Genomic DNA, 11,893 nt, shown 5'->3' with positions numbered 1-11,893 from the left:
CCTTCGTCCGAGGGTAGGACTCTGCCGAGTCGAACGCAGAATCCTCAGGCCTGCTCCGGCTCCTCCACGTGATGGCCGCCCTTGCGGAACGGCAGGAGGTGCATCGCGACGACGACGACGGCCCCGATGAGGACGCCGACGATCGCCGACGCGAGGGTGTTGACGACCCAGCCGAGGAACGAGCCGACCGCCGGGACGGCGTGGTGCACCGCCTCCTCGAGGTGGTGCACCAGCTCGTAGGGCGAGTGCCAGCCGAGCTCGTCCACACCGACGAGGAGGATGTGGCCGCCGACCCAGAGCATCGCGACGATGCCGATGGTCGACAGGGCGGTGAGCAGCCGGGGCATGCCGGCGACGAGCGCGTGGCCCAGGCGCTGGGAGGTCGAGGAGCCGCGCTCGGTCATCCGCAGGCCCACGTCGTCCATCTTCACGATGAGCGCGACCAGCCCGTAGACGAGCACCGTGATCGCGACGGCCACCACGACGAGGATGATCGCGCGATCGACGAAGCCCTCGCTCGCGACCTCGTTGAGGGCGATCACCATGATCTCGCTGGAGAGGATGAAGTCGGTGCGGATCGCCCCGGAGACCATGGTCCGCTCGGCGTCGGGGCCCTCCTCGACGGCGAGGTGGTCGTGCTCCTCGTGGCCGCTGAGCTTCTCCCAGATCTTCTCCGCGCCCTCGTAGCACAGGTAGGTGCCGCCGATCATGAGCAGCGGGGTCAGCAGCCATGGCAGGAACTGGCTGAGCAGCAAGGCCGCCGGGAGGATGAGGAGCAGCTTGTTGCGCAGTGAGCCGATCGCGATCCTGCGGATGATCGGCAGCTCGCGCTCGGCCGTCACGCCGTGGACGTACTGCGGCGTGACCGCCATGTCGTCGACGACCACGCCCGCCGCCTTGGTGCTGGCAGCCGCGGACATCTTGGCCAGCACGGCCACGTCGTCGAGGAGAGCGAAGAGTCCTCCGGCCATCAGCAGTCCCCCGGTCGAGTCGCGGCGTGGTCAGTCACGGGCCGAAGCCTAGCGACGACCCCTCAGGTCACTCCTCGACGAGTCCGAGCTGCAGGTACGCCGCGGCGTAGCGTCCCTGCAGCATGAGCGACGCGTAGCGCGCCACCTCGGTGTCAGCCGTCGTCGTCAGCGTCTCCACGCGTACGCCGCGGCTCGTGGCCGCCGCCTGCAGCCGGCCGCGCTGCTCCCGCACCACCGGGTCGTCGCTGCCGTCGTCGAGCACGAGCAGCAGCGGCCTCAGATCACCGGCCGGGTCCGCGAACGGGTCGTCGAAGACATCGCGTTGCTTGGCGGCCTCGAGCACCGGCAGCAGGTGCTCGGCGTCCCCGGCGATCGCGGAGCGACCGCTTGCCCGGCGGATGGACTCGGCGACGCGCCGCGCAGCGCGTGCCGCCAGGACCGACCCGCCCCAGACGACGGGGATGGTGTCGGCGAGGGAGATCGCGAGCATCTTGGCCGGGTTGACCGCGAGGTCGCGGTGCGGCGAGCAGGACACCGCCACGTCGTCCAGGGCGGTGGCGACACCCTCGGCGTCGGCCCTCGGCCCGAGGTGGACCTGCGCGAGGTAGTCGAGCATGACCACCGCAGTGGCGAGCTGGTCGCCGGTCACGGTGGGCAGCAGGGTCGTGTAGCGGCCGGCCGCGTGCTCGGCCACCAGTGATCCGGGGGGGCAGGCCACGACGACTTGCGCGCCGCGGCGTACGGCCTCCGCGACCGCGGACGCCGAGCCCGTGTCGGACCCCTCGGGCGCGAGCATCACCACGAGGTCGAGGCTGCCTGCCCAGCCCGGCAGGGCCGGGCCCGGCCAGGCCACGAACGGCACCGGGCACCACGGCTCGAGCACGGCCCGCAGGAGCCGCGAGTCCGGGCCGGCGGCGATCACGGCGCGCGGCGCCGACGCGCCCTGCTCACGCGCGATGGCCTCGGCGGTGGCGGCCGCGGCGTCGTGGGCCTCCCGGCGGACCCGGGCGCCGCTCTCGGCGAGGGAGCGCAGGTGTGCGTCGATGTGCGCGAGGGCGGACTCGTCGTCCAGCCGGGACTCGTCGAACCAGGTCGCCATCTCGACAGCCCGTCAGGCCGGCTTGCGGGCCTCGTCGAGGAGCAGCACGGGTATGTCGTCGCGCACGGGGTAGGCATTGCCGCAGCCTGAGCACACGAGCTCCTCCCCCTCCGCTGCGAGGTCCCCGTGGCAACCCGGGCACACGATGATCTCCATCAGCCGGGGGTCGATGTTCATGCGTCTCTCCTGATCGTCGTCAGCACCTGGTCGCGCACCCGCTCCATCGTGGCCCGGTCGCGCCCCTCGGCGTTGAGCCGCAGCAGCGGCTCGGTGTTGGAGGGCCGGACGTTGAACCACCAGTCCTCGTGGGAGACCGTCAGCCCGTCGAGGCGGTCGGTCTCGACGCCGTCGCTGCCGGCGTAGCGCCTCTCGAGGTCGTCGATGATCGCCTGCTGGTCGGCCACGGTGGAGTTGATCTCGCCACTCACGACGTAGCGCTCGTAGTCGGCCAGCAGCGCGCTGAGCGGCTGCTCGGTCTCGGCGAGCGCGGCCAGGGCGTGCAGGGCCGCGAGCATCCCGGAGTCGGCTCGCCAGAAGTCGCGGAAGTAGAAGTGGCCGCTGTGCTCGCCGCCGAAGATCGCACCCGTCTCGGCCATCCTGGCCTTGATGTAGGAGTGGCCGACCCGGGTGCGGACGGGCGAGCCGCCGAGCTCTTCCACGATCTCGGGCACGGCGCGACTCGTGATCAGGTTGTGGATGACGGTCGCGCCCGGCTCCTTGGCGAGCTCGCGCGCCGCGATGAGCGCCGTGAGCGTGGACGGGGAGACGGCCTCGCCCCTCTCGTCGACGAGGAAGCAGCGGTCGGCGTCGCCGTCGAAGGCCAGGCCGATGTCGGCGCTCTCGGCGAGCACCCGGGCCTGGAGGTCACGGAGGTTCTCGGGCTCGATCGGGTTGGCCTCGTGGTTCGGGAAGGTGCCGTCGAGCTCGAAGTACATCGGCACCAGCTCCACCTTGTCGGAGCCGAGGCGGTCGAAGACGGCCGGGGCGGTCAGGCCGGCCATTCCGTTGCCGGCGTCGACGACGACCTTGAGGCGGCGGCCCTCGACGGGCGCGAGCACCAGCAGGTGGGCGGCGTAGGCCTCGATCACGTCGTCCTGGGTGATGTTGCCCGCCACCCGGGCGGGGCGGTGGCCACCCGCCTCCACGCTGGCCCGGATCTCGCCGAGACCGGTGTCGGTGCCGATCGGCTGCGCGCCCTCCCGGCACAGCTTCATCCCGTTGTACTGCGCGGGGTTGTGGCTGGCGGTGAACATCACTCCCGGGTGGCCCAGGTGGCCGGAGGCGAAGTAGAGCTGGTCGGTCGAGGACAGGCCGATCATCACCACGTCCGCACCGGCGAAGGTGGCGCCGTCTGCGAACGCACCGGCCAGGCCGGGCGAGCTGGGACGCATGTCGTGGCCGACGACGACCGTGGTCGCACCGGTCACCTCCACGAAGGCGGCACCCGTGGCGCGCGCGAGGTCCTCGTCGACCTGGTCCGGGACGGTGCCACGAACGTCGTACGCCTTGAACGTGGCGTCGAGGTTCGCGGGATCGAGAGTGCTCGGCTGCTCGCTCGGTGGCATGCGAGCAGCGTAGACCGCCGCGGTCAGTCGGAGGTGAGCACCCGGAGGTGGCCGCGCTTGGTGCCCCGTGTCGCGTCGTCGGCGCCCTCGGGGGAGGCGGCACGGAGCGGCGGCAGCGGCTCGGCCGGGCGGGCCGCCTCGCGCACCGCGTCGGCGAGGGCGAGCAGGTCGTCGGAGCTGGGTCCCTTGGCCGAGGGGTCCGGAGCGAGGCGGAGCACCTCCCAGCCCCGCGGCGCCGAGAGCCGTTCGCTGTGCTGCTCGCACAGGTCGTAGGCGTGCGGCTCGGCGTACGTCGCGAGGGGGCCGAGGACCGCGGTCTGGTCGGCGTAGACGTAGGTCAGCGTGTTCACCGCACTGCGACCGCAGGCAGTGCGCGAACAGCGACGGGCGAGGCTCACGCGGCAGACGCTACCTCGCCCCACCGCCCCGCCCGATTAGGCTCGCTGCGTGGAGGAGAGCACCGGCGTCGAAGGCCGCGGCCGACGGGTCACCCGCGACCGCCGCGGGCGGGGCATGCGCGGGCCCGGCGTGCTGCCGCGCATCCCGGGCCGGCCCGCCACACGCACGAGGCGGGAGCGCTTCGACGAGCTGGTCCTCGACATCGTCACGGAGATCGACGCGCGCTGGCAGCGGCACCTCGGGCTGGTGGAGTACGCCGTGGAGGATGCGCCGATGCTGCCCGACGACTGGGGCGAGACCGTGCCCCTGTCGTCGCTCGTCCGCGGCTCCGGGGCGGAGCCGACGCGCCTGGTGATCTTCCGCCGGCCGATCGAGCACCGCGCCGAGAGCCGCGACGACCTGGAGGCGATGGTGCTGACCGTCGTGGTCGAGCAGGTCGCCGAGCTGCTGGGGATCCCGCCGGAGGACGTGGACCCCCGCTACGGCGACTGAGCCACGCTCGGCTCAGGGGGATTCGTCTCCCGGTCCAGTGCCTGCTCCCGCTGTTCGATCTCGTCCAGGAGCTCGCCATCGGTCGGGTGGTCGTCGTGGAGTCGCTCACTCGGCGTCGAGCCCGTCCGATGGAAAGGTGACCCGCACACGGCCGGCACGCCGTGCTTACAGGCGATCCTTCGTCCATGAGGCGTCCAGGCTGTCGGTCTCGGTGCGCCAGCCTCCCGGCCTGGGATCCGTGAACGGCGGAGGCCGCCGACCCGCCTCGGTCCTCACTCCGTCGGGGCGCATGGACGGAACCACCCTGTCCTCGTCGTCGATGAGGACGAGACGGAGATCGGCGAGGGCGGCGGCCTGCTCGAGCAGCCCGAGCGAGGAAGCCGCTGGCCGCTCTCCCAGCGAGCCACGACGGACTTCGACACACCGATCTCCTCCGCCAGCGCACGCTGGGACAGTCCGGCCACCCGCCGGACGCGTCGCAGCAGTCCCGGCACCTGGCTCTCGAAGATGGTGCTTCCGCTCATGACCCCAAGCACACCGCCTGGCACCGACAGCCGGCGGGCATCATCCACAGTGCGGATCGAGGCGGCCACCACGTCCGCCCCACCTCACTTGAGAGCAGAGCCCCTCAGCTCACTGCAGCGCCGGTCGCACGTCGGGGACCTCCCCGGTGAGCGGCAAGGGGGCGAGCGGCACGACCGCCAGGCCGGGCGGTCCCATCTCGAGGGCCGCGAGCAGGGTGGTGTCCTCGACGCGCACGTCGAGCACGGCCGCCGGCGGCGGGAGGGCGATGCGCTGACTGGTCCCCTCGGAGACCCGGACGGTCTCCTGGGCGACCTCGCGCCCGCGCTCGTCCAGGGCCAGCCAGGTCACGGTGCCCGCCCCCTCGGCCCCGGAGAGGAGGAGGCGCTTGGGGCCGGGCGGCAGGACCGCGCCCGCGCGCCCCTCCAGCGGCTCGCCGGGCACCGCGTGCGAGAGATCGCCAGCGGCGAGCGTGCGGAGGGAGGAGGTGACGGGCTGTGTCGCGGTGAGTCGGAGGCCGAGTGCGCCCTGGGCGACTCGCGAGGAGAGCAGCCGGCCCAGGTCGGTGGTGACGACCGAGCCCGGCGGCACCCGGAGCTCCTCGACCCCGGCGGGCGCGAAGGCACTGGCCCGGGTCAGCAGGTCGATCTGCACCCGGGCCTCGGAGTCACCCGGGTTGGCGACGCTCAGCACCCGGCCTCCCGGGCTCGATCCGAGGCCGAGGAGATGGGACGTGGTGAGCGGCTCCGCCTGCGCCGGCAGCCAGTCCTGGCTGCGGGCGCCGAGGCCGAGCTCGTCCACGACGTCGACGACGTGCACCCCGAGCCGCCCTCGGGGCACGCGCACCCGCAGTGCGAGCTCGTCACGGGTCGGCACCAGCCGGGCGAGGTCGAAGCGCTCGGTGCGGCCGCCCGCGACGGTGACCCCGCGCAGCGAGGCCACCGTCATCTCCCCCGTCGGACCGAGGACGGTGACGTCCGCGACGGCCGGTCCGCCGTCGGGGTTGACGAGCTCGAGGACGGACGAGTGCTCGGGCGCCGCGCCCACACCCGTGAACCACACCTCGGCGGCGGGCCGCGGACAGGCGGTGGCCGAACCGGCGCCATGCCGCCAGGCAGCCAGGCCGGGCGCGAGCTGGCCCTCCGCCGTCATCGCCACGGCGTCCCGTCGGTCCGTCACCGCCACTCCGTCCGTGAGCCGGATGGACTCCTCCTCACCACGCGTGGTGAGCTCACCGGTGGCACTCTCGAGGCTGGCGACAGAGACGTCGTCGGCCCCGGGCAGCGCCGCGGGGCACACCAGGGTGGTGCGGTGCAGCTGGGTCGGCTCGGAGGCCCGGTGCTCGACCGGCTCCGCGGCCGGGCGGACGAGGGCGAGCGCGCCGACCGTCACCAGCGGGATCAGCACCGCCAGCACGTCGAGGGCGGCCGGGCGCCGGCGGGTGGCGACCAGCGCACGGCGGCCGGGCGTCGGCTCAGCCATCGCGCGACCTCCTCACGGTCGGTGCTGCGAGCACGAGCACGGCGAGGACCGCCAGGCCCTGGACGACGAGCAGCACCGTGCGCGACCAGGCCCACGCGCCCTCGACCGAGCCCGCCGAGAGAGGGCGGTCCACCCGCCAGGCGCGGGTGGTGCGGTCCTCGGCGCTGGCCTGCTCGAGGCCGCTCGTGGCGTCGAGGGCCGACGCGATCCGCCCGTCGACGGGCGCCGGGGCCACGACGTACTCGATGCCCCGGTCCCCCAGTGCGGTCACGACGGCGGGTGTCGGCGCGGAGACGAGGGTCCGGACGTCCTTTGTGAACGCGACGTCCTCGTCGGCCAGGGCGAGCACCTCGTCCTCGCCCAGGGTGGTGCCGTCGCCGCGGCGTACGCGGTAGTCCACGCCGTCGTCGACCGAGCCGCGCAGGACGAGGACGCCGTGCTCGGCTCCCAGCAGCGAGCTCTGCTCCATGTAGGCCGGCACGACGGCGTCCGCGTCGCGCTCGAGCACATCGCTCGGCGACGCAAGCCACCAGGCCAGCCCGCCGAGGGGCACCAGGGCCGCGACGACGACCAGCGCCCCCGCGACGGCGCGTTGCCAGGCCGGATGGCGCCCGGCCAGGCGGCGGAGGTACGCCGTGCCGCCGAGGCAGGCGGCCACGACGGCCGCACCCTGCAGGACCACGACGAAGAGTCCGAGGCTCGGGCGGGTCGAGGCGACCGGCAACTGCAGCGTCACCTGCCCGAGCACGGCCGCCACGACGGCGGCCGCGAGCGCGAGCAGCCAGCAGGCGAGCACCGGCACCCGCGTGCGCACCGGGACCAGGGCGAGCAGCGCGAGCACCGCCAGGACGAGGCCGAGCCACCAGGGCGCCCCCAGGTCACCCAGCCGTCCGGTCACCAGCCCGGTGAAGTCGACCCGGTCACCCGGCAGCCGCCCCGACTCCAGCAGGAGTCCGGCCGACGAGCCGGTGGTCACCAGCGGCAGCAGCCAGGGAGCGAGCAGCACGGGGACGGCGAGGACGGCCACGACGGGCGGCCCCCACGCGGACCGGTCCCGGAGCAGCCGAGGAGCGATGAAGGCGGCAGCGCCCAGCCCCACGACGGCCGCGAGCAGTGCGAAGAGCCAGACCCCGGGGACGAAGGCCGCCGCGAGGGCGACGAGCAGCGACGTGCGCCACGCGGCCCGCCAGCGACGGTCGGCGTCAGGGTCGGAGAACCCGAGGGCGGCGTGCGCCGCCCACGGGAGCAGGGCCGCGACAGCGACGGTCCCGAACCGCCCCTCACTCCAGGCACCGCTCGTCGCGGGCACCAGGGCGTAGGTCGTGGCCCCCCAGACCAGCACCCAGCGCGGCAGGCCCGCCGGATCGACGAGGTGGCCGACCACGCGGAGCAGGCGCCAGGCGCCCCAGGCCGCGAGCGGCACCGCCAGCAGCATGAGCGCGGAGACCACGGCGCCGGCCTGCCCCCCGAGCACCGAGCCGACCACGGCGAACGGCAGCACGTAGGCGGGTGCGGGGACGTCGGTGCCCGTGCCGAGCGGGTGGCGTGCCTCGACGTGCAGCCGCCACCAGTCCGCGGCCGCCTCGGGTGCCGGGGAGAGCGCGCCGCCCGTGATGCTGCCGAAGGCAGCCCGTGCGGCCACGATGGCCAGGACCGCGAAGAGCGTGAGCGCGAGCGCCACGGGGTTGGAGAGGAAGCGCGCCACGAGACCGGTGTCCCGGAGGAAGGCTTCTTCGTCGTCGGCGTCCGGCCGCGGCCTGGAGGCCGCGGCAGTCGCCACCGGCAGCTCGGCCGCCTTCGCGGCCCGACGGCGCTCTGCGACGTCCTGGGCCTGGTTGCTGGCCGCCGTGACCAGGTCGGTGACGAAGTCGAGGCCGTGGCGGTAGGGCAGCCAGCGCGGCGCGAGCAGGCCGCGCACGTCGTGCGGCTCGCCGCGCCGCCGGGACGCGCGGACCTGCCGCGCGGCGCGGATCTCACCGGGGTGGGAGTAGAGCGACACGACGGCGGCGAGCTCGTCGAGCGCCTCGCCCACCGAGCGCACGCACAGGAAGCCCAGCATCCGCAGCAGTGAGCCGGCGAACAGCCGCACCACCTGCCAGGGCAGCCACTGCGCGGGCGCGTTGGCCAGGATGGTGAAGAGCGCCGCCCGGCGCTCCTGGTAGTGGGTGTGACGGCCGGTCAGCGGCGTCCGCCTGAGGCCCCGGTGGGCGGCCTCCGCGTGGAAGACCACGGCCTGCGGCACGACGTACGTCGCGTGCCCGGCGGCGGCGGCGCGCCAGCCGAAGTCCACGTCGTTGCCGAAGATCGGCAGCTCCGGGGCGAGGCCGCCGAGGTCCTCGAGCACCCGGCGGCGCACCAGCATCCCGGCGGTGTTGACCGCGAGGACGCGGCGCACCTCGTCGTGCTGCCCCTGGTCGTACTCGCCCCGCTCCAGGCCGGTCTCTCGATGGCCGGTGCCTGTGATCGTGAGCCCCACCTCGAGGAGTCGGCGCAATGAGGGCCACTCGCGGAGCTTGGGCCCGAGGACGTCGGCGTCGGGATGGCTCTCCGCGGCGGCGAGCAGCGCCGCGAGCGCGCCGGGCTCGGGATTGGCATCGTCGTGGAGGAGCCAGACCCACTCGTCGTCGCTCGCGGCGGGCACGGTGGCGAGCCCGTGGGCGACGGCGTCGGGAAAGCTGGTCGAGCCGGGGATGACGTGGACCGCCTCGTCCCCGAGGGCCGCGCGGACGAGGTCGGCGCTGCCGTCCTTGCTGGAGGTGTCGATTGCGACGACGCGGTCGGCGGCGCGGCTCTGGCCCGAGAGGCCGGCCAGCACGGCGGGGAGCCACCTGCCCCCGTCATGGCTGACGAGCAGGGCGGTGACGGTCACCGGAGCACCCTACGTGAGCCCCGGGAGCGGAAATGCACGCGCTCCGGCCCCCCGTGTCGGACACGGGACCGGAGCGTGCGTGCGTCAGGTGGTGCGCAGACGGTGGAGCTGGGTCGTGCTCAGACTGCGCGCTTCTTCAGCTTGCGGCGCTCCCGCTCGGAGAGACCGCCCCAGATGCCGAAGCGCTCGTCGTTCATCAGTGCGTATTCGAGGCAGTCATCACGCACCTCGCAGGTCAGGCAGACCTTCTTGGCCTCCCTGGTCGAGCCACCCTTCTCAGGGAAGAAGGCTTCAGGGTCGGTCTGGGCGCACAGGGCACGCTCCTGCCAACCCAGCTCTTCGGCCTCCGGCTCGAGGAGAAACAGCTCTGCTCTCATGGCGCTCGCCCTTTCGACCCTCGGAGAAGAACACTACGGGAATTACATGCCTGTCATCCACGGAAGTCAAGCCCGCATCTGGTATGGACCAGACCACCGACGAGGACCACGACGCCACCGCCGCCATGGTGGCGGCCGCCGGTCACCTGGTCGATTGACGCGGGGGTGCGGAGGCGCGGGTCTCCCCGGCCACTCCGTAGACTCTGCCGACGACACTCCGGCTGACGAGAAGTCTGGACTGACAAGAGAGACGCACTCCCCGTGGCCAAGCAGGCAAAGACCGACCGCCAGGCGGTCATCGAGTCCATCCGCAAGCAGCAGAAGAGCGCCGAGAAGCGCCGCGGCACCATGATCGTGGGCGTCTGCGTGCTGGTGGCGCTGCTCATCGTCGGGGCAGCGGCCTACCGCCCGCTCGTGGACTGGTGGGAGCTGCGCGGCATCCAGGACCAGGCGCTCTCCGACATCGGAGCTCCCGCCGACGCCTGCGGCGAGGTCACCACGAAGAAGGCGACCGGCAGCCAGGAGCACGTCGAGCCCGGCACCCCGATCACCTACGACGACGCCCCGCCGGCCTTCGGCACGCACTACAACGTCTGGGACGAGATGGAGCGCAAGCTCTACATCGAGTCCGACCGCCCCGACGTGGGCGAGCTCGTGCACAACCTCGAGCACGGCTACACCATCCTCTGGTACGACGAGACCGTCGCGGCCGACGACGCCCAGATGGACGACCTCCGCGCCATCGCCCAGAAGCTGCAGGGCACCGACGACCTGCGCCTGAAGTTCAAGGCCGTGCCGTGGACCGAGGAGGACGGCGAGCCGTTCCCCAAGGGCCAGCACGTGGCCCTGACCCACTGGTCGATCGGCGGCGCGGGCGCCGAGACCACCGGCAAGCAGGTGGGCGTCTTCCAGTACTGCGAGGCCCCGAGCGGCGCTGCGCTCGAGCAGTTCATGGAGGACTACCCCTACATGGACTCCCCCGAGCCGACGGTCAGGTAGTCGCTACGTGAGGCCGTGGTGGGCGCCCTCCTTGAGGGCGGCCACCACGGCCTTCACGTCCTGGGCTCGCTCACGGGTGGTGACCAGCAGGGCGTCACCGGTGTCGACCACGACGACGTCCTCGAGCCCGACCACCGCGACCACCCGCCCGGCCGAGGGCACGACGAGCCCCGAGGCGTCGAGCGTGCGCACGAGCTCCGGGTCGCCCAGGACGGTGAGGCCGCCTGCACTCCGCAGCAGGGTCTCGAGCGAGGCGAAGTCGCCGATGTCGTCCCAGCCGAAGGAGCCCGGCACGACGGCGACCCGGCCCGCTGCGGCCGCCGGCTCCGCGACCGCGTGGTCGACCGCGATCCTCGGCAGGGTCGACCAGGCCTCCTCGAGCGTCTCGGGCGCCGCCGCGATGCCGCGCAGCGCCCTCGCGAAGTCGGGGTCCTCCCCGGCGAGCAGGTCGAGGATCACGCCTGGCCGGGCGACGAACATGCCGGCGTTCCACCGGTATCCGTCCTCGACGTAGCGTGCCGCCACGTCGGCCGCGGGCTTCTCCACGAACTCACGGACGGCGAAGGTCTCGTCGAGGCCCGGGAGCGGGTCGCCGACGGCGATGTAGCCGAAACCGGTGGCCGGATGGGTCGGCTCGATGCCGATGGTCACCAGCCATCCCTCGCGAGCGGCGGCTGCTGCCCGGGTGACGACCGCCCGGAACGTCTGGGGATCGGTGATCACGTGGTCGGCGGCGAAGGAGCCCATCACCGCGTCCGGGTCGCGTAGCTCGAGCATCGCGGCGGCCAGCCCGATCGCGGCCATCGAGTCGCGGGGCGAGGGCTCGCCGACGACACCGGCCTCGTCCACCTCGGGGAGCTGGGCGACGACCGCATCCCGGTGGCTGGCGCCCGTGACGACCAGCACCCGCTCCGCGACGAGCGGCACGAGGCGGTCCACGGTCGCCTGGATCAGGGTCCGCCCCGAACCGGTGAGGTCGTGGAGGAACTTCGGGGCAGCCGCCCGCGACAGCGGCCAGAGCCGGGTGCCCGCACCGCCTGCCGGGATAACGGCCCAGAAGTGGTCGAGGGACGAGGCGGCCACGTCGGCTTCAGTCATGTCGGCGAGGCTACCTGCGG

General features: G+C 73.4%; 12 protein-coding genes. 2 read left to right on the top strand and 10 right to left on the bottom strand.

Features of this window, described 5'->3' with window-relative positions:
• Positions 1–44: 44 nt before the first annotated feature.
• The 5 genes from DDE18_RS07175 to DDE18_RS07155 form a co-directional block, all read right to left on the bottom strand.
• Positions 45–971, bottom strand: coding sequence for a DUF808 domain-containing protein (locus DDE18_RS07175; RefSeq protein WP_116571581.1), 927 nt, complete (start codon positions 969–971; stop codon positions 45–47).
• 67 nt (positions 972–1,038) lie between these two features.
• A complete protein-coding gene (locus DDE18_RS07170; RefSeq protein ID WP_116571580.1) occupies positions 1,039–2,070 on the bottom strand; it encodes an SIS domain-containing protein in 1,032 nt (343 codons plus the stop codon).
• Positions 2,071–2,082: 12 nt separating this feature from the next.
• Positions 2,083–2,247 carry a Trm112 family protein gene (locus DDE18_RS07165; RefSeq protein WP_116571579.1) on the bottom strand — a complete coding sequence of 55 codons (165 nt, stop codon included), beginning with the start codon at positions 2,245–2,247 and terminating at the stop codon, positions 2,083–2,085.
• Positions 2,244–3,635, bottom strand: a complete 1,392-nt coding sequence (locus tag DDE18_RS07160) for a phosphomannomutase/phosphoglucomutase (protein WP_116571578.1) — start codon at positions 3,633–3,635, stop codon at positions 2,244–2,246. Before DDE18_RS07160 ends, DDE18_RS07165 begins: the two co-directional genes overlap by 4 nt.
• A gap of 23 nt (positions 3,636–3,658) precedes the next feature.
• Complete coding sequence (locus tag DDE18_RS07155; RefSeq protein WP_116571577.1) at positions 3,659–4,033, bottom strand: DUF3499 domain-containing protein; 375 nt, start codon at positions 4,031–4,033, stop codon at positions 3,659–3,661.
• 49 nt (positions 4,034–4,082) lie between these two features.
• Here DDE18_RS07155 and DDE18_RS07150 point away from each other — a divergent pair, with 49 nt between their 5' ends.
• Positions 4,083–4,526: a metallopeptidase family protein gene (locus DDE18_RS07150; RefSeq protein WP_245916494.1), complete on the top strand. Its 444-nt coding sequence runs from the start codon at positions 4,083–4,085 to the stop codon at positions 4,524–4,526.
• A 272-nt stretch (positions 4,527–4,798) separates the two neighbouring features.
• Here the strand turns inward: DDE18_RS07150 and DDE18_RS24230 are convergent, their stop codons facing one another.
• The 4 genes from DDE18_RS24230 to DDE18_RS07130 all read right to left on the bottom strand — a co-directional run bounded on the left by DDE18_RS24230 (position 4,799) and on the right by DDE18_RS07130 (position 9,776).
• Entirely contained in the window at positions 4,799–5,050 is a 252-nt protein-coding gene (locus DDE18_RS24230; protein WP_133241180.1) for a helix-turn-helix domain-containing protein, read from the bottom strand.
• A gap of 109 nt (positions 5,051–5,159) precedes the next feature.
• A complete protein-coding gene (locus DDE18_RS07140) occupies positions 5,160–6,530 on the bottom strand; it encodes a DUF5719 family protein (protein WP_116571575.1) in 1,371 nt (456 codons plus the stop codon).
• Positions 6,523–9,399, bottom strand: coding sequence for a glycosyltransferase family 2 protein (locus tag DDE18_RS07135; RefSeq protein WP_116571574.1), 2,877 nt, complete (start codon positions 9,397–9,399; stop codon positions 6,523–6,525). The genes DDE18_RS07140 and DDE18_RS07135 overlap by 8 nt, the downstream gene beginning before the upstream one ends.
• Before the next feature lie 119 nt (positions 9,400–9,518).
• Entirely contained in the window at positions 9,519–9,776 is a 258-nt protein-coding gene (locus DDE18_RS07130) for a WhiB family transcriptional regulator (RefSeq protein WP_116571573.1), read from the bottom strand.
• 261 nt (positions 9,777–10,037) lie between these two features.
• Here DDE18_RS07130 and DDE18_RS07125 point away from each other — a divergent pair, with 261 nt between their 5' ends.
• Positions 10,038–10,775, top strand: coding sequence for a DUF3105 domain-containing protein (locus tag DDE18_RS07125; protein WP_116571572.1), 738 nt, complete (start codon positions 10,038–10,040; stop codon positions 10,773–10,775).
• A gap of 3 nt (positions 10,776–10,778) precedes the next feature.
• On the opposite strand, the gene DDE18_RS07120 is transcribed toward DDE18_RS07125, so the two are convergent.
• Complete coding sequence (locus tag DDE18_RS07120) at positions 10,779–11,873, bottom strand: mannose-1-phosphate guanylyltransferase (RefSeq protein ID WP_116571571.1); 1,095 nt, start codon at positions 11,871–11,873, stop codon at positions 10,779–10,781.
• Positions 11,874–11,893 lie beyond the last annotated feature (20 nt).

Origin of the sequence: Nocardioides gansuensis (genome assembly GCF_003076135.1) — a bacterium.
Classification (GTDB): domain Bacteria; phylum Actinomycetota; class Actinomycetes; order Propionibacteriales; family Nocardioidaceae; genus Nocardioides; species Nocardioides gansuensis.
Note: the sequence above shows the minus strand (reverse complement) of the source record. Positions and strands in the feature narration are given on the sequence as shown.

What these genes read in the sequence shown, in the direction of transcription:
- DDE18_RS07130 (WP_116571573.1), bottom strand. Translation starts at nt 9,776, where the DNA reads ATGAGAGCAGAGCTGTTTCTCCTCGAGCCGGAGGCCGAAGAGCTGGGT.
- DDE18_RS07140 (WP_116571575.1), bottom strand. Translation starts at nt 6,530, where the DNA reads ATGGCTGAGCCGACGCCCGGCCGCCGTGCGCTGGTCGCCACCCGCCGG.
- DDE18_RS07170 (WP_116571580.1), bottom strand. Translation starts at nt 2,070, where the DNA reads ATGGCGACCTGGTTCGACGAGTCCCGGCTGGACGACGAGTCCGCCCTC.
- DDE18_RS07160 (WP_116571578.1), bottom strand. Translation starts at nt 3,635, where the DNA reads ATGCCACCGAGCGAGCAGCCGAGCACTCTCGATCCCGCGAACCTCGAC.
- DDE18_RS07165 (WP_116571579.1), bottom strand. Translation starts at nt 2,247, where the DNA reads ATGAACATCGACCCCCGGCTGATGGAGATCATCGTGTGCCCGGGTTGC.
- DDE18_RS24230 (WP_133241180.1), bottom strand. Translation starts at nt 5,050, where the DNA reads ATGAGCGGAAGCACCATCTTCGAGAGCCAGGTGCCGGGACTGCTGCGA.
- DDE18_RS07120 (WP_116571571.1), bottom strand. Translation starts at nt 11,873, where the DNA reads ATGACTGAAGCCGACGTGGCCGCCTCGTCCCTCGACCACTTCTGGGCC.
- DDE18_RS07175 (WP_116571581.1), bottom strand. Translation starts at nt 971, where the DNA reads ATGGCCGGAGGACTCTTCGCTCTCCTCGACGACGTGGCCGTGCTGGCC.